The organism is Anaeromyxobacter paludicola (assembly GCF_023169965.1).
Classification (GTDB): domain Bacteria; phylum Myxococcota; class Myxococcia; order Myxococcales; family Anaeromyxobacteraceae; genus Anaeromyxobacter_B; species Anaeromyxobacter_B paludicola.
Genome location: NZ_AP025592.1, coordinates 4,268,823 through 4,295,000, shown reverse-complemented (window position 1 = coordinate 4,295,000; position 26,178 = coordinate 4,268,823). Strand labels below are relative to the sequence as shown.

General features: G+C 73.4%; 19 protein-coding genes. 7 read left to right on the top strand and 12 right to left on the bottom strand.

All coding sequences use genetic code 11. From position 1 onward, the window contains the following. Positions 1 to 1,098 precede the first annotated feature (1,098 nt). From AMPC_RS19135 to boxC, 7 genes are read right to left on the bottom strand one after another with little or no spacing between them, the layout of a single operon-like run. Positions 1,099 to 1,860 (bottom strand): ABC transporter permease, encoded by a 762-nt coding sequence (locus AMPC_RS19135; protein ID WP_248343133.1) that lies wholly within the window; start codon positions 1,858 to 1,860, stop codon positions 1,099 to 1,101. After that, complete coding sequence (locus tag AMPC_RS19130) at positions 1,857 to 2,777, bottom strand: ABC transporter ATP-binding protein (protein ID WP_248343132.1); 921 nt, start codon at positions 2,775 to 2,777, stop codon at positions 1,857 to 1,859. Before AMPC_RS19130 ends, AMPC_RS19135 begins: the two co-directional genes overlap by 4 nt. A gap of 9 nt (positions 2,778 to 2,786) precedes the next feature. Further along, on the bottom strand, positions 2,787 to 4,562 hold the full coding sequence (locus AMPC_RS19125; RefSeq protein WP_248343131.1) for an MXAN_5187 family protein: 1,776 nt from the start codon (positions 4,560 to 4,562) through the stop codon (positions 2,787 to 2,789). Then, positions 4,559 to 5,722 carry a pyridoxal phosphate-dependent aminotransferase gene (locus AMPC_RS19120; protein ID WP_248343130.1) on the bottom strand — a complete coding sequence of 388 codons (1,164 nt, stop codon included), beginning with the start codon at positions 5,720 to 5,722 and terminating at the stop codon, positions 4,559 to 4,561. Before AMPC_RS19120 ends, AMPC_RS19125 begins: the two co-directional genes overlap by 4 nt. A gap of 46 nt (positions 5,723 to 5,768) precedes the next feature. Beyond that, a complete protein-coding gene (locus AMPC_RS19115; protein WP_248343129.1) occupies positions 5,769 to 6,497 on the bottom strand; it encodes an oxygen-binding di-iron domain-containing protein in 729 nt (242 codons plus the stop codon). Then, on the bottom strand, positions 6,497 to 7,912 hold the full coding sequence (boxB, locus tag AMPC_RS19110; RefSeq protein ID WP_248343128.1) for a benzoyl-CoA 2,3-epoxidase subunit BoxB: 1,416 nt from the start codon (positions 7,910 to 7,912) through the stop codon (positions 6,497 to 6,499). The genes AMPC_RS19115 and boxB overlap by 1 nt, the downstream gene beginning before the upstream one ends. Positions 7,913 to 7,915: 3 nt before the next feature. Then, the gene (boxC, locus tag AMPC_RS19105; protein ID WP_248343127.1) at positions 7,916 to 9,550 is read right to left on the bottom strand and encodes a 2,3-epoxybenzoyl-CoA dihydrolase; all 1,635 of its coding nucleotides are present in this window, start codon (positions 9,548 to 9,550) and stop codon (positions 7,916 to 7,918) included. A gap of 192 nt (positions 9,551 to 9,742) precedes the next feature. On the opposite strand from boxC, the gene AMPC_RS19100 reads away from it, so the two are divergent. Further along, entirely contained in the window at positions 9,743 to 11,800 is a 2,058-nt protein-coding gene (locus AMPC_RS19100) for a S46 family peptidase (protein ID WP_248343126.1), read from the top strand. A 65-nt stretch (positions 11,801 to 11,865) separates the two neighbouring features. Here the strand turns inward: AMPC_RS19100 and AMPC_RS19095 are convergent, their stop codons facing one another. Next, a complete protein-coding gene (locus AMPC_RS19095; RefSeq protein WP_248343125.1) occupies positions 11,866 to 13,962 on the bottom strand; it encodes a PAS domain-containing hybrid sensor histidine kinase/response regulator in 2,097 nt (698 codons plus the stop codon). A gap of 161 nt (positions 13,963 to 14,123) precedes the next feature. Between AMPC_RS19095 and gpt the strand changes: the two genes are divergently transcribed. From gpt to AMPC_RS19070, 5 genes are all read left to right on the top strand, one after another. Further along, positions 14,124 to 14,684, top strand: coding sequence for a xanthine phosphoribosyltransferase (gpt, locus tag AMPC_RS19090; protein ID WP_248343124.1), 561 nt, complete (start codon positions 14,124 to 14,126; stop codon positions 14,682 to 14,684). A gap of 65 nt (positions 14,685 to 14,749) precedes the next feature. Further along, positions 14,750 to 16,219, top strand: coding sequence for an ABC transporter ATP-binding protein (locus AMPC_RS19085; RefSeq protein WP_248343123.1), 1,470 nt, complete (start codon positions 14,750 to 14,752; stop codon positions 16,217 to 16,219). Beyond that, a complete protein-coding gene (locus AMPC_RS19080) occupies positions 16,216 to 17,289 on the top strand; it encodes an ABC transporter permease (RefSeq protein ID WP_248343122.1) in 1,074 nt (357 codons plus the stop codon). Before AMPC_RS19085 ends, AMPC_RS19080 begins: the two co-directional genes overlap by 4 nt. After that, positions 17,286 to 18,206, top strand: coding sequence for an ABC transporter permease (locus tag AMPC_RS19075; protein ID WP_248343121.1), 921 nt, complete (start codon positions 17,286 to 17,288; stop codon positions 18,204 to 18,206). The genes AMPC_RS19080 and AMPC_RS19075 overlap by 4 nt, the downstream gene beginning before the upstream one ends. Positions 18,207 to 18,261: 55 nt before the next feature. Then, positions 18,262 to 19,407 carry a BMP family ABC transporter substrate-binding protein gene (locus AMPC_RS19070; protein WP_248343120.1) on the top strand — a complete coding sequence of 382 codons (1,146 nt, stop codon included), beginning with the start codon at positions 18,262 to 18,264 and terminating at the stop codon, positions 19,405 to 19,407. A 212-nt stretch (positions 19,408 to 19,619) separates the two neighbouring features. Here the strand turns inward: AMPC_RS19070 and nadA are convergent, their stop codons facing one another. Both nadA and AMPC_RS19060 read right to left on the bottom strand, forming a co-directional pair. Beyond that, positions 19,620 to 20,624 (bottom strand): quinolinate synthase NadA, encoded by a 1,005-nt coding sequence (nadA, locus tag AMPC_RS19065; protein ID WP_248343119.1) that lies wholly within the window; start codon positions 20,622 to 20,624, stop codon positions 19,620 to 19,622. Further along, positions 20,621 to 20,839 carry a hypothetical protein gene (locus AMPC_RS19060; RefSeq protein ID WP_248343118.1) on the bottom strand — a complete coding sequence of 73 codons (219 nt, stop codon included), beginning with the start codon at positions 20,837 to 20,839 and terminating at the stop codon, positions 20,621 to 20,623. Before AMPC_RS19060 ends, nadA begins: the two co-directional genes overlap by 4 nt. A 55-nt stretch (positions 20,840 to 20,894) precedes the next feature. Between AMPC_RS19060 and AMPC_RS19055 the strand changes: the two genes are divergently transcribed. Beyond that, positions 20,895 to 21,680, top strand: a complete 786-nt coding sequence (locus AMPC_RS19055; RefSeq protein WP_248343117.1) for a class I SAM-dependent methyltransferase — start codon at positions 20,895 to 20,897, stop codon at positions 21,678 to 21,680. Positions 21,681 to 21,710: 30 nt separating this feature from the next. Here AMPC_RS19055 and lon read toward each other — a convergent pair whose 3' ends face one another. Then, positions 21,711 to 24,197 carry an endopeptidase La gene (gene lon, locus AMPC_RS19050; RefSeq protein WP_248343116.1) on the bottom strand — a complete coding sequence of 829 codons (2,487 nt, stop codon included), beginning with the start codon at positions 24,195 to 24,197 and terminating at the stop codon, positions 21,711 to 21,713. A gap of 116 nt (positions 24,198 to 24,313) precedes the next feature. Beyond that, complete coding sequence (locus tag AMPC_RS19045; RefSeq protein WP_248343115.1) at positions 24,314 to 26,167, bottom strand: sulfatase-like hydrolase/transferase; 1,854 nt, start codon at positions 26,165 to 26,167, stop codon at positions 24,314 to 24,316. Positions 26,168 to 26,178 lie beyond the last annotated feature (11 nt).

The following is a 26,178-nucleotide window of genomic DNA, read 5'->3' as shown; positions in this document are numbered from 1 at the left end:
TCGGGTCGGGGGCGCTCGCGCCGCGCCGCGCGGATGCGCGACTGCGTGGCGTACGCGGAGACGGTGCTGTTCGGGGCCCGCCACACGCGAGCCGAGAGCGATCGGCACGGCGAAAGGCTTTTGCTCCCACAGTTCACTGCTGTTTCCTTCAGCGCGCCGGGAGGAAACGGGCGCCACGGCTCCGCTGCTTCCGGTCGCTGAAGCACGCGCGGCTGCGCTCACGCGCCGGGGTGTGCTCCGGGCGCTGAGTTCCGCGCCGGCTGGGCTCGACACGGGCGGTCCGCGCAGACTGGGTGGAGCGCGTGCGCGCCTGCGGGACTCCGCCGCCCGGCGCTGTGCGCCGGTCGTCGTCGGGCAGTCCTCGGCGCGCTCACGAGGCACGACGGGCGCGGCCCCGGCACACGAGGGACTCAGGGCGGCGCTTCGCAAGGCGCCCTCCGCCCACCCCGGCGCTTCGCTCCGCGCCAGTGTCGGCGAGCGGGCATGGGCCGCCAGGGCGATCAGCGCCGCACCAAAGGCCGCCGGGAGCCCTCCCGAGGCGCGCAGCGCAGGCGGGCCGCCCGCCGGCATCGGACCGCGTGACACGATGGAAGCGCCGCTCCCCCGTGCAACGCCACAGCCGGAGCCGCCAACCCTAGCCAGATCGGCACGGCAGCGGGGTCGAGCGCTCTGCGCCCACGGCGCCGCTCGACGAACCGCGACCGGCGGAGCCGCCGGAGCGAGCACCGCAGCGGTGGGCTCCCGGCGGCCCCGCGGCGCGAGCTGAGAGCGTGGTGCAAAGGAGGCGCGCTGCACCGCTGGCCGCCCCTCCCCTGCCCTCCCCGCCCGAGCGGGGAGGGAGTGCCTCGGGGCCTGCCGAGGTGGGAATGCCGCGCGCCTGCGGGAGGGAGTGCCTCGGGGCCTTGCCGGGAGGGAGTGCCGCGTGCCTGCGGGAGGGAGTGCCTCGGGGCCTGCCGGGAGGGAGTGCCTCGTGCCTGCGCAAGGGAGTGGCGCGCTCGGTCAGCGTGCCGCGTTCCTGCGGAACGGTGAGCCGAAGCCTGGGCGTGAGGGGCGAAGGCTCGAGGTGGCGGAAGCGGAAGAAGCCTCGCAGCGCGCGTGCTAGCCGCGCAGCTTGTAGCCCGTCCGCAGCATCCACCAGCTCACGCCGAGCGACACGAGGCAGAGCAGGAGCGCGATCCCCAGCCCCGCCGCGCCGGGGGCGTCGGAGAGGCCCAGCATGCCGTGCCGGACCCCGTCCACGAGGTAGAAGATCGGGTTCAGGAGCGTGAAGCGCCGGAGCCCCGGCGACAGCATCCTCGCGGAGTAGAAGACGCCGCCCAGGAACGTGAGCGGCGTGATGATGAAGGTCGGGAAGAAGTTGATCTGCTCGAACGAGGTCGCCCACACGGCGGTGATGAAGCCGAGCGCGGAGAAGGCGATGGCGATGAGGAGGAGGAGGACCGCCGCCTCGACCGGGTGGGCCATCCCGAAGCCGGTGAAGACCCCCGCCACGCCCCACATCAGCAGCCCGACGAGCAACCCGCGGAGCACCGCCGCGCCCACGAAGCCCGCCAGCACCTCGCCGTACGAGAGCGGCGAGACCAGCAGGTCGGTGATGGTGCCCTGCAGCTTCATCACGAACATCGACGAGGCGCTGTTCAGGTAGGCGTTCGAGATCACGCCCAGCGTCACCAGGCCCGGCACGATGAAGCGGGCGTACGGCACCCCCTCCACCTCCTTGAGCCGGCTGCCGAGGGACCAGCCGAACACCACGAAGTAGAGGGTGGTGGTGATGATCGGCGAGAGGATGGTCTGCCCCGGCACCCGCAGGAACCGGCGCACCTCCTTCGCGAGCAGCGTCCGCAGCCCGAGCCCGATCACGACCGATCGCTCCGGAGCAGGGTGACGAACACGTCCTCGAGCCGCATGCGCTGGGTCTCCACGTCCTCGACCGCGAGCCCCGCGGCGGCCACCGCCGCCACCGCCCGCCCGAAGGACGCGCCGGGCTCGGCGTCGATGGCGAGGATCCTCCCGCCGTCCTCGAGCCGCGCGCCCATGCCGGCGAGCGCGGGCGGGACCGCGGCGAGCGGCGCGGCCAGGGTGGCGCGGAGCGTCTTCTTGGCGTAGCGGCGGAGCACCTCGGCCTTGTCCTCCACGAGCAGCAGCCGCCCCCGGTCGATGATCCCGACCCGGTCGGCCAGCTCCTCCGCCTCCTCGAGGTAGTGGGTCGTGAGCACGATGGTGGTCCCGCGCGACTGCAGGGTGCGGACGTAGCGCCAGAGCTGCTGCCGGAGCTCCACGTCCACCCCGGCGGTCGGCTCGTCGAGGAAGAGCACCTCGGGCGCGTGGACCAGCGCCTTCCCGATGAGGAGGCGCCGCTTCATGCCGCCCGAGAGGGCGCGCGCGTTCACGTGCCGCTTCGCGACCAGGTCGAGCGCGACCAGGATCTCCTCGAGCCGCTCCGGCGCCAGCGTCACGCCGAAGTAGCCGGCCTGGATCCGGAGCGCCTCCTCGACCGTGAAGAACGGGTCGAAGTTGATCTCCTGCGGGACGAGCCCCACGTGGCGGCGGGTGTACCGGTAGTCGGCCACCACGTCGCGGCCGAGCACGCGGACGGTGCCGGCGCTCGCGCGCAGCAGCCCGGCCACGATGCTGATGAGCGTGGTCTTCCCGGCGCCGTTGGGCCCCAGGAGCGCGAAGATCTCGCCCCGGCGCACGTCGAGATCCACGCCCCCGAGCGCGGTGAAGGCGCCGAAGCGCTTCGCGACGCCGCGGATGGAGACGACCGGCTCGTCCATGAGGTTCGGCTACTTGACCGGCGTGGCCTTGAGGGCCGCGCGCCCTTCCTTCAGGTAGACAGAGAAGCGCACGTCGCGGCAGCCGTACTTCTGCTGCAGCTGCTCCTTGTTCTTCTGGAGCTTGGCCTGGAACTTCTCCCAGGTCAGGCCGGCGGTCCCCTCCCCGCTGCGGGTGCGGGCGTCGAGGAAGTGCGAGAAAACGTCGCGCCAGGCCGCCTCCTCGCCGGTCGGGGCGGGCGGCGGGGCGCTCTGCTCGGCGGCGGCGGCCATGCCCTGCAGCATCAGCTCGCGCGTGGGCGTCGTGAGGTTGGTCGCCCCGGTGATGGTGTCGGCGCGCGGCGGCGGGAGCGGCACGGCCTCCGGCGCGGGCTCGACGGGCGCGCTCCACGGGGCGGACGGCGCGCTCGCCTCGTAGGGCGGCGGCGCGGGCGGCTCGTAGGGCGGCGGCGGCTCGAAGGCGGCCGGGCGGTACGGCGCGGGCGCCGGCTCGTAGGGAACCGCGGCCGGGGCCGGCGGCGGCTCGGGCGGCGGCGGCGCGGCGGCGGCGTGGCTCCCGGGCTCGGCGAACAGGCCGGGCTCGGGGCTCTCGGGCGCGAACGGCGCCGCGGCGGGCGCGGGCTCCGGCGGGAGCACCGAGGCGGCGGGCGGCTGCGGCGCCGGCTCCTCCGCGGCCCCCGGGCGCGCGGGAGCGGGCGGCGGCGCGGGCGCGAGCTGCGAAGGCGGCTCCTCGCGGCTGATGGCCTGCATGGCCAGCGCGGCCTGCGAGGCGCGGTTCATGGCCTGGGCGACCGTGCCGAGCGGGCCGGAGACGATGGGGGCCCGCGCGGTGTAGTCGCCCTGCCCCACCTTCTCCGCGGCGGCCAGCAGGTCGCGCGGCATGCGCGGCCCGTCGTGGGCGGTGGCCCCGAGCACGAGGCCGACGAGGAGCAGGAGCGCGAGCGCGACGAGGGCCGCGTACTGGAACGGGACCAGGCCGGAGAGCGCGGGGGCGGTGGGCACGGCCAGGACCACGGCGGCGCCGCTCGCGCCGAGCTTCTCGACCCGCGCCCGCCAGGCCGGCGCCGAGGCCAGCAGGAGCGGGGCGGGGACGCCGGCCACCTGCGCCGGCGCGAGCCGGCCGACGCCGGTGGGCGCCGCGCCGGCCGTCCGCGGCAGGGCGAAGAGCTGCGGCGACTCGGCCGCGGGCAGCGAGCTCACGGTCCGCTTCACGTCGGCGGAGACGAGGAGCTCCGCCCCGCTCTCGGCCCGGAACGCCTTCGCGAAGGCGGCGTCGAGCGGGAGGCCGACGACCAGCGCCGCGCCGGGGCCGGCCGGGAGGGCGACGGCGTACCAGACCCCATCGGCGGTGCGCACGAACCCCTTCTGAGCGGTCCCCGCGGCCGCCTCGACGGCGCGCTGCGCCGGCGGGTCCTTGGGGTCGAGCGGCTTTCCCGCGGCGTCCACGCGCGCGGTCTGCCCCTGGGCGTAGCCGGCGAGGGCGCGGGAGGCGTCGAGCCCGGCGCCCTTCAGCGCGGCCTCGAGGGCGGCCTGCGCGGCCAGGCCGAACCCGGCGCCGTCCGGCGGGGCGGCCTTCACGGCGTCGGCGCGGGCCGCCGCCTCGGCGACCTCGGTGGCCTGCCGGGAGAGGAGCTGGACGCGGGCGTCGAGATGGGCCGCGGCGGCCGAGAGGCGGGCGTCCTGCTCGGCCTGCGCGCGCTCGACGGCGTTGCCGGTCAGGAAGAAGAGGCCGGCCAGCCCGGCACCGACCGCGAGCAGCGTGAGGACCCAGATCTTGAGCCGGTTCATTGAGCCCGTTTATAGCGCAGCCGCGCGCCGATCCGCGAGATCCCGTCCTTGAAACGGCCGGGCTCCGGGAGGAGCGATATCACGAGGTGTCCGTTGCGCTCGAAGTCGTAGAAGAAGCCGGGCTGCGCCACCACGCCGTCCTCCAGCAGCGCGAGGCAGAGCGCCTCCTCGTCCACCGCCTCGCCGAGCCGCAGCACCGCCGACCACCCTCCCCCGCTCCGGAGCAGGTCGAAGGGGGCCCCCTCCGCCTCGGACGCGAGCGCGCGCCGGTTCTGCCCGAGCCGCTCGCGCAGCGGCCCGAGGAAGCGCTCGCGGCGCCCGAGCAGCGCCGGGAGGGCGAGCTGGGCCGGCCCGGAGACCGAGAGCCAGGTGTCGGCCACCACCTCGAGCCGGGCGAGCGCCGGCGCGACCAGCGGCTCGGGGCCGGCGGCCGCGATCCACCCCGCCTTGAGCTGCGGCAGCCCGCACACCTTGGAGAGCCCGGAGAGGTGGAAGGCGAGGCAGCCCCGCGCGCCGGCGGCGCTGGCGCGCGGCGCGAGCGCGGTGTCGGCGAAGACCTCGTCGCCGAGGAGCGCCAGCCCCCGCTCGCCGGCGAGCGCCTCCAGGAACGCGAGGTCGCCGGCGTCGAGCAGCCAGCCCGTCGGGTTGGATGGGCTCACCGCCACCACGGCCCGGGTGCGCGGCCCCACCGCCGCCGCGAGCGCCGCCCGATCGAGGTGCCACTCGCCGTCGTAGCGCAGGGGATAGCGGCGCAGGGCCACCGACTCGAGCCCGGCGAGGAGGTCGAGCAGCGGGTAGCTCGGGGACGGGACCAGCACCTCGTCCCCCGGATCGCAGAGGAGCTTGAAGAGGAGCGCGTAGGCCTCGCTGGTGGACGAGGTGAGCAGGATCCGCTCCGGCGGGACCGCGGCGCCGTGACCGGCGAGGTAGGCCGCCACCGCCTCGCGCGCCGCCGGCAGCCCCTGCGGCGTGGGCTCGTAGTCGGACACCCGCGGGTCGGCGAGCGCCGCGCCGAGCTCGGCGGCGGACCAGCCGAGCCCGCAGCGGGTGGGGTTCGCCTCGGAGAGGTCGAGGAGCGGGCGGCCCGCGGCGCGGAGCGCCTCGAGCCGGCTCGAGAGCCGGTTTCCGGCGAGGTCCCAGGCGGTGCGGCGCGAGAGCATCGGTCCGCTCGCGTACCACGGCGCCGGGGGGCCCGCCAGCCGCCGCTCAGCGCGCCAGCGCCACGGCGAGCTCGCGCAGGAGGGCGGCCCCGTCGCCCTCCCACGCGCTGCCGTGCATGCAGGCGAGCGTCCGCGGCGCGTGCCCGGCGAGCCGCTCCAGGAGCGCGCCCGCGTCCCGGCCGTGCGAGAAGTAGTCGAGCCGGGCGCGCAGGGCCTCGCTCGGGCCGAGCACGTCCTCCCGCGTGAGCGGCGCGCCCCCCTCGCCGCCCTGCGTGAAGAGGTCGCCGCAGAGGAGGGTCCGCGTGGTCTCCTCGTGGAGGTAGCCGCACTCCCAGCCGTGCGGCAGGTGCGGGGTGTCGCGCCAGGTGACGCGGTGGCGCCCGAGGGAGAGGGTCTCGCCGTCGGAGAGCGCGCGCGGGGGCCGGTCCCAGGCGTCGGCGTTGATCATGGCGTTGATCCGCCCGCAGACCGGGGCGGCCGCGGGGGCGGCGGCGAGGAGGTCGTTCACCGCGCCGCACTCGTCCGACTCGAAGTGCGAGAAGGCGAGGTGGCGCAGGCGCTCGACCGGCAGCACCGACGCGATCGCCTCGCGCACCAGCGGGAACATCCGGCGCGGGCCGGTGTGGAAGAGCAAGGGCTCGTCGTCCACGACGAGGTACTGGTTGAAGGAGAAGCCCCCGGGGATGACGGTGGGCGGCACCGGCGTGCTGATCCGGTAGATGCCCTCCGCCACCTCGTCCACCCGCGTCCCCGACTGCGCGTTGGTCACCGGCATCACGCCTCCGTGCGCACGTACTCGAACTCGAGCGGCTTGCCCTCGATCCCCTTCGGCGGCGCCGCGATCCAGGCGGCCATCTCGCCCGGCCGGGTCACCGGGCGCGCCTGCAGGCTCTTCACGTAGGCCCGCTCCTCGGCCGAGGGCAGCCAGGCGGCGGACCGCCGCGCCCACTCGTCCTCGGTGAGCGGCCGCCCGTCGGGATCGAAGCGGTGCCCGGCGAACGCCCCCTGCTGCCGGTGGAAGCGGCGCGACGGGAGCCGCAGCCGGTCCGGGAGCCCCGCCGCGGCGAGGTGCCGGTTCCAGCGCGCCACCGCCCGCTCGCAGTCCTCCACGTAGGCGTCGCGCAGCACCTCGTTCATGGCGTTGCGCAGCGGCACCTCCTCGCGCCGGAGCGCGCCGGCGGCGTCGGGGAGGTCGAGCGGGTAGGCCGCGTCGAGGGCCCGGTGGTCGGCGAAGCGCTCCTCGTGCGCCCGCCCCTTCAGCCCGGCGCCGAAGAACGCGGCCGCGTTGGTGGAGACCTCGCCGCCGAAGAGGTCGAGCGAGAGCGAGAACCAGAGGTTCAGGTACTTCTGCAGCAGCGGCAGCTCGATCCCCCCGCCGCGGCGCGGATCGCCGAGGTCGCGCGTGAGCTCGGCGCTGCGCTTCACCACCCGCGCCACGCCGCTCTCCCCCACGAACATGTGGTGCGCCTCCTCCGTGAGCATGAAGCGGGTGGTGCGCGAGAGCGGATCGAAGCCCGACTCGGCGAGGGCCAGCAGCTGGTACTTGCCGTCCCGGTCGGTGAAGGTGGTGAACATGAAGAAGTCGAGCCAGTCCCGGATGGGCTCGTTGAACGCCCCCAGGATCCGCGGCCGGTCGGCGTCGCCGGAGCGGCGCGCCAGCAGCGCCTCCGCCTCCTCCCGCCCGTCGCGGCCGAAGAAGCGGTGGAGCAGGTAGACCATGGCCCAGAGGTGCCGCCCCTCCTCCACGTTCACCTGGAAGAGGTTGCGCAGGTCGTAGAGCGACGGGCAGGTGTGGCCGAGCATCCGCTGCTGCTCCACCGACGCGGGCTCGGTGTCCCCCTGCGTCACCACCAGGCGCCGCAGCGTGGTCCGGTGCTCGCCCGGCACCTCCTGCCAGGCGGGCTCGCCGAGGAAGTCGCCGAAGCCGATCCGCCGGTCGGGCGGCGAGTCGGCGAGGAAGACGCCCCAGCGGTACTCGGGCATGCGCACGTAGTCGTACACCGCCCAGCCCTCCGGCCGGACCGAGACCGCCGTCCGGAGCCAGACGTCGGCGGCCTGGAAGCCCTCCGGCCCGACCTCCAGCCACCAGCGCAGGAAGTCGGGCTGCCACGCCTCGAGCGCCCGCTGGAGCTTGCGGTCCTCCGCCAGGTTCACGTTGTTGGGGATGGCCTCGTCCGAGAGGTGGGGCATCGGTCAGGTCCTCCGCGGATCGAACTCCGGTCGCTGCCCGGCCTTGCCGTAGAGCGTGAGCGCGCCGCGCTCCCCGGTGGCGCTCGGCCGGGTGAAGATCCAGTTCTGCCAGGCCGAGAGCCGGCCGAAGATCCGCGTCTCCATGGTCTCGGGGCCGACGGCGCGCAGGTTCTGCTCGAGGCCGGTGAGCGCGTCCGGGCTCTGGCTCGCCCGCTCCTCGATCGCGACCCGCACCTCGTCGTCCCAGTCGAGCTCGTCGGGGGCGAAGGTGACGAGGCCGAGGTCGAGGGCGGCGCGGGCCGGGATGGGCCCGGTCATCGCCGCGATCCGGGCGGCCTGGCCCGGCTCGCCGAGGAAGCGGGCCTCGAGCCGGGTGAGGCCGCTCGCGGCCGGGAGCGGCCCGGCGTTCATCGGCCCCGGCCAGAGCGCCGACCGGCCCTGGGGGTCGTCGAGCGCGTACTGCCGGTCGGCGGCCAGGGCGAGCTCGAGGAGCGACCCGGCGAAGGCGGAGCCGGGCTCGACGAGCGCGAAGAAGGTCCGGGCGGTGGCGTCGAGCCGCTTCAGCACCCGCTTCACGTGCGCCAGCACCTCGCGGCCGAGCCAGTGATCCCGGGCGGCGAGGAGCCCCGCGTCGGCGGCGAGCACGCGGGCGGGGTCGCCCTCGGCCCGGAGCAGGACCGTGCCCGCCTCGGGGTGGTGGAAGCGCAGCCGCAGCAGCGCGTCGTCGAGCTCGCGGAAGGCGCGCAGCGCCCAGGCCGCGGCCCCGGCGGCGAGGAGCGCCGGGCCGCCGCGCGGCTCGTCCCCCTCGGGCGCCCGGACCGTCAGGCCCGCCGCCCGGCCGCCCGGCTCGAGCCGCAGCGTGACGAACCGGTACCGGACCTCGCGCTCCGAGACCTCCGGCGCGAGCGGCGGCAGCGGCACGCCGGGGCCGCCCGGCCGATCGCTCGTGGCCGCCAGCTCCGCGGCCGCCTCGGCCACCCGGGCCGCCCAGCGCGAGCGCGGCACGAGCTCGTCCACGAGCCGCCACTCCAGGGCGCGCTTCCCCTTCACCCCCTCGCCGGAGGTGGCGAAGGCGTCGGCGAGGTCGCGCCGGACGCGCCGCTTGTCCACGAGCCGCGTGAGCCCGCCCGTCCCGGGCAGCACCCCGAGCAGCGACACCTCGGGGAGCGAGACCGCGCTCGAGGCGTCGTCCACGAGCAGGATCCGGTCGCAGGCGAGGGCGAGCTCGTAGCCGCCGCCGGCGCAGGTGCCGCCGAGGGCGGCGAGCGAGCGGAGCCCCGAGCAGGCGCTCGCGTCCTCGAGGGCGAGCCGGGTCTCGTTGGTCTCCTTGCAGAAGTTCACCTTGAAGGGGTGCGACGCGCGGCCGAGCATCCCGATGTTGGCGCCGGCGCAGAAGACCCTGTCCTTGAGGCTCTCGACCACCAGCACCTTCACCTCGGGGTGCTCGAAGCGGAGGCGCTGGAGGGCGTCGGCGAGCTCCAGGTCCACGCCGAGGTCGTAGCTGTTGAGCTTGAGCGCGTAGCCGGGCTCGAGGCCGGCGTCCTCGCGCACGTCCATGCCGAGCCGGGCCACCGGACCCTCGAGCGCGAGGCGCCAGTGGCGGTAGCGCGACGGGTCGGTCTCGAAGGAGATGGCCATGGCCCAACGATAAGGACGGCCCCTCGCCGCTCCCTCGCCCGGCGGGGCCGGATCGCGGCCGCGGGCGCGGCGAACCCGTTCAGGCTTTCCCTTGACTCTGGAATCGGGCAGGCGCGAGCATGCTCGTTCGCTTACGTCCCCTCCGGCCCGGAGCCCGAGTCTCGGGGGGCCCGACCTCACCCAGGAGCCGACATGAGAAAGCTGGCCGCTCTCGCCGCTCTCGCGCTCGCGCCGCTCGCCGCGCGCGCCGACGAGGGCATGTGGACCTACAACAACTTCCCTTCTCAGAAGGTGGAGCAGGCCTACGGCTTCCGGCCCTCGCCGGAGTGGCTGAAGCACGCCCAGCTCTCCTCGGCGCGGCTCGCCGGCGGCTGCTCGGCGAGCTTCGTCTCGCCGGACGGCCTGGTGATGACGAACCACCACTGCGCCCACAGCTGCATCGAGCAGCTCTCGACCGGCGAGAAGGACTTCGTGAAGAGCGGCTTCTACGCGAAGACGCTCCAGGACGAGGTGAAGTGCCCCGAGATCGAGGTGAACCAGCTCGTCGAGATCACCGACGTGACGGCCGAGATGAACAAGGCCACCGCCGGGCTCGAGGGGCAGCAGTACTTCGAGGCCCAGAAGGGCGCGATGGCGCGGCTGGAGAAGGCCTGCCAGACCTCCGACGCGCTCCGGTGCGAGGTGGTGACGCTGTACCACGGCGGCGTCTACAACCTTTACAAGTACCGGCGCTTCCAGGACGTCCGGCTCGTCTTCGCGCCCGAGTTCGCCATCGCCTTCTTCGGCGGCGACCCCGACAACTTCATGTTCCCGCGGTACGACCTCGACGTCTCCTTCATCCGCGTCTACGACGGCGGCAAGCCGGCGCAGATGAAGGACTACTTCAAGTGGTCCCCGGCCGGCGTGAAGGAGGGCGACCTCACCTTCGTCTCCGGCCACCCGGGCGGCACGTCGCGCCAGCTCACCATCTCCGAGCTCGAGTACCAGCGCGACGTGGCCCTGCCGGAGCGGCTCTTCAGCCTCTCCGAGCTCCGCGGCCAGCTCACGCAGTACCAGAAGCGCGGCCCCGAGGAGGCCCGCCACTCGAACGCCACCCTCTTCTACGTCGAGAACGGCATCAAGGCGCTCAAGGGGCGCTTCGAGGCCCTCACCGACAAGGCCTTCTTCCAGTCGAAGGTGAAGGACGAGGACGCCCTCAAGGCGAAGCTGGGCCAGGACCCGCAGAAGGCGAAGCAGTTCCTGCCGGCCTTCGACGCGGTCGCCCGCAGCCAGGCCACCCTCAAGGAGATCCGCAAGCCGCTGCGCTACATCGAGCAGGGCGGCGGGTTCCAGGGCGAGCTCTTCCACCACGCCCGGGCGCTGGTCCGCGGCGGCGAGGAGCGCACCAAGCCCAACGAGAAGCGGCTCCGCGAGTTCCGTGAGTCGGCCCTGCCGGCGGTCACCCAAGCGCTCTTCTCGACCGCCCCCATCTACCCCGAGTTCGAGGTCTTCGAGCTCACCTTCTCGCTCACCAAGCTCCGCGAGAACCTGGGCGCCGACGATCCGTTCGTGAAGAAGGTCCTCGGCAAGAAGTCCCCCGAGGAGCTCGCCACCGAGCTCGTGAAGGGCACGAAGCTCGCCGACCCGGCGCTGCGCAAGCATCTCTGGGAGGGCGGCAAGGCGGCGGTGGACGCGTCCAAGGACCCGATGATCGAGTTCGCCCGGTTCGTGGACCCCGATGGCCGCGCCATCCGGAAGAGGTACGAGGACGAGGTGGAGGCGGTGCAGAAGAAGAACGACGAGATCGTCGCCCGCGCCCGCTTCGAGATCGAGGGGACGAGCACCTACCCCGACGCCACCTTCACGCTCCGGCTCTCGTACGGCTCGGTGAAGGGCTACCAGGAGAACGGCAAGTACGTGAAGCCGCTCACCACCATCGGCGGCGCCTTCGACCGGGCGACCGGGCGCGATCCGTTCGCGCTGCCGAAGAGCTGGCTCGACGCGAAGCCGCGGCTCAACCTCGCCACGTCCTTCGACATGGCGACCACCAACGACATCATCGGCGGAAACTCCGGGTCGCCGGTGATCGACCGGAACGGCCAGATCGTCGGCCTCATCTTCGACGGCAACATCCAGTCGCTCGGCGGCGACTACGGCTTCGATCCGGCGGTGAACCGGGCGGTCGCGGTCCACTCGAGCGCGCTCGTCGAGGCGCTCGACAGGATCTACGGGGCCGGCCGGATCGTGAAGGAGCTGAAGGGCCAGAAGTAGCCGTCCGCCCCGACGCGTGAGACGGGAGGGCCCGGTCGCCGCGCGCGGCCGGGCCCTTCGCCGTCTCAGGGCGGCCCGTCGAGGGCCTCGCGCACGCGCTCCGCCAGCTCGTCGGGCGTGAAGGGCTTCGCGAGGAAGCGGCGCCGGGCGCTGCCGGCGAGCCGCCCGCCGCTGTAGCCCGAGACGAAGAGCACCCGCAGCCCGCGCCGCGCCTCACCCACGCGCCGCGCCAGGTCCGGCCCGGAGAGGCGCGGCATGACCACGTCGGTGACCAGCAGGTCGATGGGACCGGCCTCGGCGGCGCGCGCGAGCGCCTCCTCCGGATCGCGGCAGGGCAGGACGCGGTAGCCGCGCGCCTGCAGCCCCCGCCCGTTCACCTGCAGGACGAGCGGGTCGTCCTCCACCAGGAGCACCGTCTCGCCGCCGCCGCGGGCCCCGGGCTCGGCGGGCGGCGGGGCGGAGGCGGCCGGCGGCGTCTCGTGGCAGCGCGGCAGGTAGATGTGGAAGACCGAGCCGACCCCGGGGGCGCTCTCGGCCCGCAGCTGGCCCCCGGCCTGGGCCACCGTCCCGTAGGCCGAGGCGAGGCCGAGGCCGGTCCCCTTCCCCGGCTCGCGGGTGGTGAAGAAGGGCTCGAAGACCCGCTCCAGCACCTCGGGCGCCATGCCGTGGCCGGTGTCGGTCACGAGCACGTGGACGTAGTCTCCGGGGGCGAGGTCGAGCGCCGCCGCGGCGGCGGCGTCGAGCGTGGCGTCGTGCGCCTCCACCGTGAGCTGGCCGCCCCCCGGCATGGCCGCCCGGGCGTTCACCGCCAGGTTGACGATCACCTGCTGGAACTGGGCCGGATCGAGCCGGACCGGCCAGAGCTCGGCGTCGGGCCAGACCACCAGCTCCACGTCCTCGCCGAGCATGCGGCGCAGGAGCTTCTCGGTGGCGACGAGCGACGCGCGCAGGTCCACCACCTGCGGCTCCAGCGGCTGGCGGCGCGCGAAGGCGAGCAGCTGCCGGGTGAGCTGGGCGGCGCGCTGCCCGGCCTCGCGGACGATGGCGATGTCCTCGAGCGCCGGCGCGCCGGCCGGGAGCGACTCGGCCGCGAACTCGGCGGCGGAGAGGATGGAGGTGAGCAGGTTGTTGAAGTCGTGGGCCACCCCGCCGGCGAGCTGGCCCACCGCCTCCATCTTCTGCGAGTGGAGCAGCTGCTCCTCGAGCCGCTTCTCGGCGGTGACGTCGCGGTTCGTGCCGACCACCCGCAGGGGCTCGCCGCGCGCGTCCCGCTCGACCACCTTGGCCCGGCTGCGCACCCAGACCCAGCTGCCGTCCTTCGCCTGCAGGCGGTAGGTGACGTCGAGGTGCGGCCCGTGGGCGAGCTGCTCGCGGGTGGTGCGGAGCAGGTGCTCCCGGTCCTCGGGGTGGGCCCGCCCCACCAGCACCGACCAGTCGGGCTGCAGCTCGTCCGGCTCGAACCCCAGCATCCGCGCCCAGCGGTCGTCCACCACCGCCCGCCCGGCCCGGAGATCCCAGTCCCAGAAGGTGAGATCGCTGCTCCAGAGCGCCAGCGCGAGCCGCTCCCGCGCGGCCACCGACTCGCGCTCGTGCTGCTGCCGCTGCAGCTCGGCGCCGGCGCGCGCCGCGAAGATCTCGAGGAGGGCGCTCGCGGTGGCGAAGTCGGGCTGCGGCCGGCGGAAGAGCGCGGCGAGGAGCCCGACCGGCTTCCCGGCGGTGTCCCGGAGCGGGGTGCCGACGTAGGCGTGCGCGCCCAGGTCGCCGAGCATGGCGTCCGCCGGGAAGGCCTCCTGCACGCCGCCGTTCCAGGCGCAGGTGCGGCCCGAGAGGACGCCGGCGCAGGGGGTGCCGGCGAGCCCGTACGTGACGTTCTCCTGCAGCGCTCCGTCGAGGCAGAAGGCCAGGCTGCGGACCTGGGAGTCGCCCGGCAGGAGCTCTCCCGCCACCACATAGTCGGCCCCGATCGCCTGGGCGAGGTGCAGCACCAGGTTCCTGAAGAAGGCCTCGCCGGTGACGGAGAGGCCCCGCGCCGCCGCCGCGACGGCGGCGCGAACGGCCTCGGCGTCGGGGCTCCCGGACGGGCCCGTGGCTCCGCGGTCCGCCTCGCCGGCGGCGGGCGGCCCAGCAGGCCGCGAGGGGGGCTCGCCGATGGGGGCTCCCATATCGAGAACATGATGATACTGAGAATTGCGCCGCCCTTCCTGGGGTAGCACAAACCCACCCTTGGCGGAGACCACGAGCCCCTGCCGGGGCGAACGTCTTCGTGGCATACTGCCGCGCCAATCTGCCCCGGGCCGGGGCTGGAACGGAGAAGAACCTTCCCATGGCGAACGACCCCAGCGCCCCGCCCGACCGCCCGGGCGCGGCGGCGCGTTCCGAGGATCTCAACCCCTACAAGGACGAGATCGTCATCTCCTGGCCGGAGCTGCACCGCGACGCGCGCTACCTGTCGCGGGTGCTGCACGGGATGGGGGAGTGGAAGGGGATCATCGCCATCACCCGCGGCGGCCTCGTCCCGGCCGCGCTCATCGCCCGGGAGCTCGAGATCCGGCTCATCGACACGGTCTGCGTGGTGAGCTACGGCGCGAGCTCCGCCGGCGGGGCGCAGCAGAAGCAGGGCGAGCTCACCTGGCTCAAGATGGTGGAGGGCGACGGCGAGGGCTGGCTCCTCGTGGACGACCTCGTGGACACCGGCCGGACCGCCCGCGCCGTGCGGGAGCGGCTCCCGAAGGCCCACTTCGCCTGCCTCTACGCGAAGCCCAAGGGGCGGCCGCTGGTGGACACCTTCGTGAAGGAGTTCAAGCAGGAGAAGTGGATCTACTTCCCCTGGGACATCGACTACCGGTTCGTCACCCCCATCAAGCACGGGAGCGACGCCCCCTGACCGTCCCGCGCCTAGAGCTCGCGCACGTCACCCGCCGCTTCGGGCCGGTCGTCGCCAACGACGACGTGGCCCTGACGGTGATGCCGGGGGAGATCCACTCCGTCCTCGGGGAGAACGGCGCCGGCAAGTCCACGCTGATGAAGATCATCTACGGCGCCCTCGGGCCGGACGCCGGGGAGATCCGCTTCGACGGGCGGCCGGTCGAGATCCGCAGCCCGCACGAGGCGCGCGCGCTCGGGATCGCGATGGTCTTCCAGCACTTCTCGCTCTTCGACACGCTGACCGTCGGCGAGAACGTCTGGCTCGGGCTGGACCGGCGCACCCGGCTCAAGGACGTGGAGGCCGGCATCCGGCGCAAGGCCGCCGAGTACGGGATCGAGATCGAGCCGGAGCGGCCGGTCCACACCCTCTCGGTCGGCGAGCGGCAGCGGGTGGAGATCGTGCGGGCGCTGCTGACGGAGCCGAGGCTGCTCATCCTCGACGAGCCGACCTCGGTGCTCACGCCGCAGGCGGTCGAGAAGCTCTTCGTCACCCTGCGCAAGCTCGCCGCGACCGGCTGCTCGATCCTCTACATCAGCCACAAGCTCGACGAGATCCGCGCCCTCTGCCACGCCTGCACGGTGCTGCGCGGCGGCAAGGTGGCCGGGACCTGCGACCCGGCGCGGGAGACCACCGCCAGCCTGTCGCGGCTCATGATCGGCGCCGAGCCGCCCAAGCTGCAGCGCAAGGCGCCGGTCATCGGCGAGCTGGCGCTCCGGGTCCGGGACCTCTCGCTCCCCAAGGTGGACCGCTTCGGCGTGGACCTGAGGCACGTGTCGCTCGACGTGCGCGGCGGCGAGATCGTCGGCATCGCCGGCGTGTCCGGGAACGGGCAGCAGGAGCTCCTCGCGGCGCTCTCCGGCGAGGACCCGCGCGCCGACACCGGCGCCGTGCAGCTCTTCGGGAACGGCATCGGCCACATGGGCGCCGGGCACCGGCGGCGGCTCGGGCTCCACTTCGTCCCCGAGGAGCGGCTCGGGCGCGGCGCGGTGCCGGGGCTCTCGCTCGCCGCCAACCTGCTCCTGACCCGCCACGAGGCGCTCGGCAAGCTCGGCTGGATCGACCGCGGCTTCCTGCGCAACCAGGCGGCGGCCATCCTCGACCGCTACCGGGTGAAGGCGGCCGGGCCGGGCGCGGTGGCGCGCAGCCTCTCCGGCGGGAACCTCCAGAAGTACATCGTCGGCCGCGAGCTCGACGCGCTGCCCAAGGTGCTCATCGTGGCCCAGCCGACCTGGGGCGTGGACGTGGGCGCCGCCGCCCAGATCCGGGGCGAGCTCATCGCGCTGCGCGACAAGGGCTGCGCGCTGCTGGTGGTCTCGGAGGAGCTCGACGAGCTCTTCGCCATGACCGACCGGCTGCACGTGATCGCGCGCGGCCGCCTCTCGCCCTCCATCCCCACCGAGGACGCCACCGTGGAGCTCGTGGGAGAGTGGATGAGCGGCCTCTGGCCCGAGCCCGGCCAGCCGGCGCAGGGCACCACGGGGGCCCACCGGTGATCCGCTTCGAGTCCCGCCCCTCCCCGTCCGCGCTCATGGGCCTGCTCTCGCCGGTGATCGCGCTCGCGCTCACGGTGGCGATCGGCGGCGGCATCTTCTACGCCCTCGGGAAGGACCCGGGCCGCGCGCTGGCGGTCTTCCTCGTCGATCCCTTCGACGGCCCCCGCGCCCTCGCCGAGCTGGCCCTCAAGGCGACGCCGCTCGTGCTCTGCTCGCTCGGGCTCGCGCTCTGCTTCCGCTCCAACATCTGGAACATCGGCGCCGAGGGGCAGTTCCTGCTCGGCGGCATCACCGCCGGCGGCGTCGCGCTCCTCGCCACCAACGCCGGGACCACCGTGAGCCCGTGGGCCTTCCTGCCCGTCGCCCTCCTCGCGGGCGCGCTCGGCGGCGCCGCGTGGGCGGCCATCGTGGCGCTCCTGCGCGACCGCTTCCACGCCAACGAGATCCTGGTCAGCCTCATGCTGGTCTACGTGGCGAACCTCTTCCTCTCCTGGCTGGTGTTCGGCCCGTGGAAGGACCCGCACGGCTTCAACTTCCCGCAGACCGTGCAGTTCGCCGCCGCGACCGAGATCCCGCGGCTGTTCCGCGGCATGCGCGTCAACGCCGGCTTCCCGCTGTCGCTCGTGGCGGCGGTGGCGATGTGGCTGTTCATGTTCCGCACCTACCGCGGCATGCAGCTGCAGGTGGGCGGGCCGGCGCCGCTCGCGGCGCGCTACGCCGGCTTCTCCTCCCGCGCGGCCATCTGGACCACCCTCCTCGTCTCCGGCGGGCTCGCCGGCGTGGCGGGGGCGCTCGAGGTGACCGGCCCCATGGGCCAGCTCACCCCCCACGTCTCGATGGGCTACGGGTTCACCGCCATCATCGTGGCCTTCGTCGGGCGGCTCCACCCGCTCGGCTGCATCCTCTCGAGCCTGCTCCTCTCCACCTTCCTCATCGGCGGCGAGCTGGCCCAGTCGCGGGTGGGGCTCCCCTCGGCGCTGGCGGGCGTGTTCCAGGGCGTGCTGCTGCTCTCGCTCCTCGCCTGCGACGCCCTCGTCCACTGGCGCCCCCGCCTCCGGAGGTCCCCGTGAACGGCCTCGACCTGCTCGTCGCCGCGACGCTCAGCGCCGGCACCCCGCTCGCCATCGCCGGTCTCGGCCTGCTCGTCAACGAGCGGGTGGGCGTGATCAACCTGGGCGCCGAGGGGCTCATGCTGGTCTCGGCGGTGAGCGGGTTCGCCGTCGCCCTCCACACCGGGAGCGAGTGGCTCGGCTTCGGGGCCGGCGCCCTCGCCGGCGCCGCGCTGTCGCTCGTGCTCGGCTGGCTCGTCATCTGGCTCAACACCAACCAGTACGCCACCGGGCTCGCGGTGAGCCTCTTCGGCTCGGGCCTCTCCGCCTTCGCCGGGATCCCGCTCGTGGGCCGTCAGCTCCAGACCGGCTCGCGGCACGGGGTGCCGCTCCTCGCCGACCTCCCCTTCGTCGGCCCGGCGCTCTTCCGGCAGCACCCCATGGTCTACCTGGCCATCGCGCTCGCGGGGGCGATGGCCCTCGTCTACTACCGGACGCGGCTCGGGCTCGTGGTCCGCGCCGTCGGGGAGTCGCCGGTCTCGGCGCACGCGCTCGGGTATCCGGTGCGGCGCATCCGGCTCGCGGCGGTGGTGCTGGGCGGCGCCCTCTGCGGCGTGGCCGGCGCCTACCTCTCGGTGGTCTACACGCCGCTCTGGGTGGAGGGGATGGTGGCGGGGCGCGGCTGGATCGCCCTCGCGCTCACCGTCTTCGCCACCTGGCGACCGGCCCGCGTGCTCCTCGGCGCCTACCTGTTCGGCGGCGTCACCATGCTGCAGCTGCACCTCCAGGCCGGGGGCGTGCAGCTCCCGGCGCAGTTCATGGCCATGCTCCCCTACCTCTCCACGGTGGTGGTGCTGGTCCTCATCTCGCGGAACCCGCTCTGGATCCGGCTGAACATGCCCGCGTCGCTGGGCAAGCCGTTCGTCCCGGGCGCTTGATGGAAGCCTCGCACCCGAGCAGCGAACCCACACCCCGAAGAGGAGAACCCCGAAGATGAACCTTTCCCTGACGAAGCACGCCGCGCTCGCCGCGGCGCTCGCCGCCGCGCTCGCCGGCTGCAGCAAGAAGGAGGCGCCGCCGGCGCCCGCCGCGCAGCCGGAGGCCGCCGCGCCGGCTCCCGCCAAGCCCGCGCCGCTCAAGGCCGGCTTCATCTACGTCGGGCCGGTCGGCGACGCCGGCTGGACCTTCGCCCACGACAAGGGCCGCCGCGAGGCGGTCGAGAAGGTCGGCGCCGACAAGGTCACCACCACCTTCGTCGAGAAGGTCCCCGAGGGGCCGGACGCCGAGCGCGTCCTCCGCGACCTCGTCGCCCAGGGCAACAAGGTGATCTTCGCCACGTCCTTCGGCTTCATGGACGCCATCGTCAAGGTGGCGAAGGACAACCCGGACGTCTACTTCGAGCACGCCACCGGCTACAAGACGAGCGACAACCTCCGCGTCTACGAGGCCAAGTTCTACGAGGGCGCCTACCTCGCCGGCATCGTCGCCGGCAAGATGACCAAGACCAACGTCCTCGGCTTCGTCGGCTCGTTCCCGATCCCCGAGGTGCTCCGCAACATCAACGCCTTCACCCTCGGCGCCCAGAGCGTGAACCCCAAGATCAAGACCAAGGTGGTCTGGGTCAGCGCCTGGTTCGACCCGCCGAAGGAGACCGAGGCGGCCCAGTCGCTCTTCAACGGCGGCGCCGACGTGCTCCTCCAGAACACCGACTCCTCCGCCGTGCTGCAGGCCGCCGAGCGCAACGGCAAGTACGCCTTCGGCTGGGACAGCGACATGAGCGCGGTGGCCCCCAAGGCCCACCTCGGCTCCTGCGCGCTCGACTGGAGCGGCTACTACGTGAAGACCTTCAACGACGTCCTCAACAAGACCTGGAAGCCCGAGGTCACGAAGTGGGGCGTGAAGGAGGGCACGGTGGATCTCGTCAAGGTGGCCGAGTTCGCGCCCGCCGAGGCGAAGGCGAAGGTCGAGGAGGCGCGCCAGGGGCTCAAGGCCGGCACGCTCGCGGTCTTCACCGGCCCCATCGTGGACAACACCGGCAAGGAGGTCCTCGCGAAGGGCGTCGTGGCCGACGAGGCCTGGAAGGGCGCGGTCAACTTCTACGTGAAGGGCGTCGAGGGGAAGGTCCCGGCGGGCAAGTAGCCGCCGCAAGATCACGCTGAAACGCGACGGCCGCGCTCCCCCCCCCGGGAGCGCGGCCGTTCTGTTATGCGAACTGAATGGCACTCCTCACAAGGCGCACAAGCCCGAGCCGAGGTCGGGCGCGTGAGGAGCGAGCAGCGCAGCCGTACTAAGGTACGGCGAGCAGCGCAGTCGACGAGCCCGCCCGAGATCGGCCGGGATCGTGCGCCGAGCTACGAATCGCGCGGGACCGCGATCATCCTCTCCAGCGCCCGCCGCGCCCCCTCGGCCACGTCGGCGGGGACGTCGATCTCGTGCTTCCCGCGCCGGAGCGCGTCGCGCACCATCTCGAGGTCCACCATCTTCATGTAGGGGCAGTGCATCCGGCAGCCGATGCAGCCGTCGGCCACCACGAACTCCTTGTCGGGGTGGCGCTGCTTGAGCTGGTGGAGGATGCCGTGCTCGGTGGCGACGATGAAGGTGTGGGCGCCGGGGTGCCGCTCGACCGCGCCGAGCATGGCGGTGGTGGAGCAGACCTCGTCGGCGAGCGCGATCACGTCCTCGCGGCACTCGGGGTGGGCGATCACCACCGCGTCGGGCCGCGCCTTCTTCACGCCGCAGACGCTCGCGCCGCGCAGCACGTCGTGGACCGGGCAGCAGCCGTCGTAGACCACGATCTCCTTCTCGGGCACCTTCTTCTTCACCCAGTTGCCGAGGTTCCGGTCGGGGGTGAAGAGGATCTTCTGCTCCGGCAGGGAGCGCACCACGCTCGCGGCGTTGGCGCTGGTGCAGCAGACGTCGGAGAGCGCCTTCACCTCGGCGGTGGAGTTCACGTAGGTGACGACGGCGTGGCCGGGGTAGCGGGCCTTCCAGTCCTCCAGCGACTCGGCGGTGATCGAGTCGGCGAGCGAGCAGCCGGCGGAGAGGTTCGGGAGCAGGACCCGCTTCGAGGGGTTCAGCACCTTGGCCGACTCGGCCATGAAGTGCACGCCGCAGAAGACGATGGTGGACTGCGGGGCGCGCTGCGCCTGGATGGCGAGCTGGAGGGAGTCGCCGGTGAAGTCGGCGATCCGCTGCACCTCCGGCACCTGGTAGTTGTGCGCCAGGATGACGGCGTCCTTCTCGCGCGCCAGGGCCCGGATCTCGGCCTCGAGCTCGCCGATCTGGGCGGCGGAGAGGTCGCTGCCGGCGCGCGGGCTGGCCACCGGATCGTGGATGGGGAAGGCGGGCAGGCTCATGATTTCACCCGGGCGCCCTGGGCGGGGCGGATGCCGGCGGTGCCGGCGGGGAACAGGCGCCAGAACTCGCGCCGGACCAGCCCGACCAGGGTGGCCGAGCGGGTGAAGCCGTGGTACCCGGCCACGGCCTCGAGCATCGCCAGGTCCTCGTCGGTCGCCGAGAAGCTGCGGACCCTGGCCGCGCGGCCAGCGGGCTTCCTGTTGCGGGGTGGCATGCAACAATTCAATAACTTTTATCGATGAGCCGTCAAGGCTAGGATTCCGCTCCGAGTGAGAGTCACCGTCACCACCCCGCTCCATCCCCGGTCGGACGAGCGGGCCGCCGCCCGCGCCGCCGCCGATCGGCACGGCCTGCCGTTCGCCGAGCGCGGCCGGCGTTCGCTGCCGGAGGTGGCCCGGGAGGCGGGCGCCGAGGCGCTGCTGGTCCTCTCCCCGCGCGCGGCGGCGCTCTGGCTCGACGGCGCCGAGCGGCGCTGGGATCCGGGCATGGGCGCGCTCCGGCTGAAGCGGCTCGACAAGGCCGGCGACCCGACCGCCGACCCGTTCCTCGCGGCGGCGGCGATCCGCCCGGGCGAGCGGATCCTCGACTGCACCCTCGGGCTCGGGGCCGACGCGCTCGTCGCCGCGGCCGCCGCGGGACCGGAGGGGCGCGTCGTGGGGCTGGAGGCCTCGCCGGCGCTGGCGGCGCTGGTGGCGGAGGGGCTCGCGCGTCACCCGCACCCGGCGGCGCGGCGGGTGGAGGCGCGCGCGGGCGACGCGGCGGCGCTCCTCGCCGGGCTGCCGGCCGGGAGCTTCGACCTCGTCTGCTTCGACCCGATGTTCCGCTACGGCCGCGCCGAGCCGCCCGGCTTCGACCTGGTCCGGCGGCTCGCCGATCCGCGCCCGCTCGCGCCCGAGACGCTCCGGGAGGCCCGGCGGGTGGCGCGAAGGGCGGTGCTCGTGAAGGACGGCGCGCCGGGCTGGGACCTCGCGCGGCTGGGGCTCGCGCCCCTGCCGAGCGCGAGGGGCGCGAAGCGGTACTACGCGCGGGTGGAGCCGCTCCGGGAACCGGGGTGATCCCCTCCCTGGCGGCTCCCCCGCCCGGCGTCAGTGCGCGGTCGGCTCGGCGGCGCCGGCGCCGGCGCCCGGCTCGCGCTTCTTCGCCGCCACCTCGTCGGCCACGGCCCCCACGGCCTCCACGCCCTCGACGCCGTTCTCGGGCGGCTGCTTCAGGAAGGTCTCCGGGTTGGCGAGGACCAGCGCCTCCCGGAGCACCTCGTCCATGTGCTCCACCGGGATGATCTCGAGGGCGTCGCGGACCCGCTTCGGGATCTCGCGCACGTCCTTCTCGTTCTCCTTCGGGATCAGGATCTTCTTGATGCCGCCGCGGTGGGCGGCGAGGACCTTCTCCTTGAGCCCGCCGATGGGGAGCACCCGGCCGCGCAGGGTGATCTCGCCGGTCATGGCCACGTCCTTGCGGACCGGGATCTTGCAGAGGGCGGAGACGAGCGTGCTCGCCATGGTGATGCCGGCCGACGGGCCGTCCTTGGGGATGGCGCCCTCGGGGACGTGGACGTGGATGTCCATGTTCTCGATGAAGCGGGTGTCGAGGCCGAGCGCGCGGGCCCGAGACCGCACGTAGCTCATGGCGGCCTGGGCGGACTCCTGCATCACCTCGCCCAGCTTGCCGGTGATCATGAGCTTGCCCTTGCCGGGCAGCACCGTGGCCTCGATGGTGAGGAGCTCACCGCCGAGCTCGGTCCAGGCGAGGCCGGTGGTGAGGCCGACCTGGTCCATCGCCTCCGCGGTCCCGTAGCGGAACTTGGGCGGGCCGAGGAGGCGCTGGACGGTCTTCTGGCCGACCACCCACTTCTTCTCCTTGCCGTTCTTGAGCACGTCGCGCGCGATCTTGCGCGAGATGCTGGCGATGGTCCGGTCGAGGCTGCGGACGCCCGACTCCTTGGTGTAGCGATCGACGAGCAGCCGCAGGCCGTCCTTGCGGAAGCGCAGGTCCACGCCCTCGAGCCCGTTCTGCTCCACCTGCTTCGGCACGAGGTACCGGTTGGCGATGGCGAGCTTCTCGAGGTCGGTGTACCCGGCGATCCGGATGACCTCCATGCGGTCCTGGAGCGGGCCCGGGATGCCGCCGAGCGTGTTGGCGGTGCAGATGAACATCACCTTCGACAGGTCGTAGTCGAGGTCGAGGTAGTGGTCGTTGAAGTTGTGGTTCTGCTCGGGGTCGAGCACCTCGAGCAGCGCCGCGGAGGGATCGCCGCGGAAGTCGGTGGACATCTTGTCCACCTCGTCGAGCAGGAACACCGGGTTCCCCGAGCCGCCCTTCTTGAGCGACTGGATGATCTTGCCGGGGAGCGCGCCGATGTAGGTGCGCCGGTGGCCGCGGATCTCGGCCTCGTCGCGGACGCCGCCGAGGCTGATGCGCACGAAGCGGCGGCCCATCGACCGGGCGATGCTGCGGGCGAGCGAGGTCTTGCCGACGCCGGGGGGGCCCACGAAGCAGAGGATGGGGCCCTTGATCTTGTCCACCAGCTTCTGGACGGCGAGGTACTCGAGGATGCGCTGCTTGGGCTTGCGCAGGCCGAAGTGGTCCTCGTCGAGGATCTTCTCCGCCTCGGCGATGTCGAGCTTGTCCTCGGTGTACTCGTACCAGGGGAGCGTGAGGATCCAGTCGATGTAGTTGCGGACCACCGTGGCCTCGGCGCTCATCGGGCTCATCATCTTGAGCTTCTTGAGCTCCTTCTTGGCCTTGAGGGTGGCCTCCTTCGACATCTTCTTGTTCTTGATCTTCTCCTCGAGCTCCTGGATCTCGTTCTTGAACTCGTCCCGCTCGCCGAGCTCCTTCTGGATCGCCTGCATCTGCTCGTTGAGGTAGTACTCCTTCTGCGTCTTCTCCATCTGCTTCTTGACGCGGGTGCGGATCTTCTTCTCGACCTGCAGGATCTCGATCTCCCCCTGCATGAGCTCGTAGAGCTTCTCGAGCCGCTTCTGCGGGCTCTCGGTCTCGAGGATCGCCTGCTTGTCGTTCAGCTTGAGCGAGAGGTGCGCGACGATGGTGTCGGCGAGGCGCGCCGGGTCGTCGATGGTCGAGACGCTCATCAGCATCTCGGGCGGGATCCGCTTGTTGAGCTTGACGTAGGCCTCGAACGTGGAGTGCACCGAGCGCATCAGCGCCTCGAGCTCCACGGTCCGCTCCACCGGCTCCGCGATCTCCTCGGCCTCCACCTCGAAGAACTTCTCGCTCGGGCCGAAGCGGACGATGCGGCAGCGCCGCTTGCCCTCGACGAGCACCTTCACCGTCCCGTCCGGGAGCCGCAGCAGCTGGATGATGGAGCCGAGGGTGCCGACCGCGAAGATGTCGTCCGGCGAGGGCTCGTTCGTCTTGGCCTTCTTCTGGGCGCAGAGCAGGATGGCCTTGTCCTGCGCCATGGCCTCCTCGAGCGCGGCGATCGACTTCTCGCGCCCGACGAAGAGCGGGACCACCATGTGCGGGAAGACGATGATGTCCCGGAGCGGCAGGAGCGGCAGGCTGCGCGCGCGGGGCTTGTCGCCCTTCTTGTCGTCTTTGTTGAAGAACATCGGCACGGCGGGCTCCTGTGGTGGGCGTCGAGGGGGGACGCGGGGAGGAGGGCCTCCAACCTAACACCCCGACTTGTAATGATCGGGGACCCTTCGGGCTTCCCCTCTTTCGTGAATCAGCGCAGGAAGGCGCCGAGCTCGGCGATGGTCTCGGACACGTGTGGAGAGAGGTGCGCCAGGCGGCCCCGCCGGTCCCCGATCCGGCGGTAATCCGGCGCGTAGACCTGGGCCGCCGCGGCCCCACCCTCCGCGGGCACGAAGGTGGTGTAGCCGTCGGGCTCCACGATGGCGCAGCCGCGGAACCCGCAGGCGACCTGCGGCAGGTCGGGCGGCAGGGCGAGTAGCGAGCGGCCGTGCGACCAGTCCCGCGGAGGGCTCTCGCAGCCCAGCAGCGACATCAGGGTGGGGGCGACGTCCACGTGGCGCGACGTCTCGGGGTGGAGGGCGGGCGCGAGCCCGGGGACGCGCAGCGCCAGCGGGACGGCCGTCTGCTCCCGGTCGAAGGCCGAGTTGTGGCCGAAGCGGCCGTGCTCCCAGAACGCCTCGCCGTGGTCGGCCACCAGCAGCACCACCGTGTCCTGCCCGAGCCCCTGCCGCGCGAGCTCGTCGAGCACCTCGCCGACGCGCCCGTCCACCCAGCGCGCCGCGTTGCGGTACCGGTTCCAGATGGGCGCCCGCGGCTGCGGCTCGTCGAGGTCGCGGAAGACCAGCTTCTCCGGGTAGGGCCGGTAGGGATCGGCCCCGGCGGGGAAGCTGTAGGGCATGTGCGTCGAGTCGAAGAAGAGGGTGAGGAGGAACGGGCGCGAGCGGTCGCGCTCGGAGAGGAAGCGGCGCGCCCGCCGCGCGAGCTCCTCGTCGCGCTCGGCCGGGCCGGCGCCGGGCAGCGCGTCGTCGATGGCGGACGGCGGCACGTTGGCGAAGACGGTGTCGCGCAGGGGCGGCGAGGCGAGCGTCTGGGCCGCCATCACGCGCGTGTCGTAGCCGAGCTCGCGGGCCCGGTCGAACAGGAGCGGACCGCGGTGGGCGGCGAGGAACCGCTCGGCGTAGGCGCCGTGCAGGCCGTAGAAGAGGCTGAAGGCGCCGAACCAGGTGCCGTTCCCGCCCGAGCGGTGGCGCGGGTACCACTGCGCCTCCTGGGCGAAGCGCCACATGTTCGGGGTGACCTCGCGGTCGAAGGCGTCGGCCCGGAAGCTCTCGAGGAGGATGACGAGGACGTTGAGCTTCTGCTTCGGGGGCTCGAACCGGAGCGGCCGCGCCGGCCAGGCGAGCCCGCCGTCGGCCGGGTCGCCGCCGCGCAGCGCCTTCACGAGGGGCCGCAGCTCCTCGGCGCGGTAGTAGGGCACCGCCTCCGCCGCCTCGGTGACGTCGGAGCGCGAGACGCGGTTGGCGGTGGCGTAGGCGGCCCGGTCGGCGGCGAGCACCGCCGCGGCCACCGCCGCGAGCCGCGCCCAGCGCCGCAGCTCGGCGCCGGCCTGCTCCTCCCCGCCCGCCCGCGCGCCCCGCGCGTACACGGCGAGCTCGAGGGCGAAGAGCAGCGTGAGCGCCCCGCCGAACTGCGCGATCTCGGCCCAGGGGATCTCGAGCGACTTCACGCCGCTCGAGGTGAAGACCACGCCGAGCACGAACCGGTTCACGTGGAAGTGGAGGATCGCCCAGACCTTCCGGTCGATGTAGAGGAAGGCGTGGAGGAGCGTGTAGGCGGCGGGGGCCGCGACCGGCACCGCCCGCCAGAGCGGCCCCGCCAGCGCCAGGAGCGCGAGGACCAGCCCGAGCGCCAGAACCGCCCCCCACATCTGGCCGAGGAGGGCCAGGTGGAGGAAGGCGAGGGCGAGGCTGGAGAGCTCCCCTCCCCCGGCGCGGGCGAAGAGCACCACGTGGGGGAGGCAGAGGATCGCGTTCCCGACCACCAGCGCGAAGAGGCCGTGCCGGCAGGCCCGGCGGCGTTCGTCGGCTGGGAGTGGGGCGCGCATGGCGCCGGTCA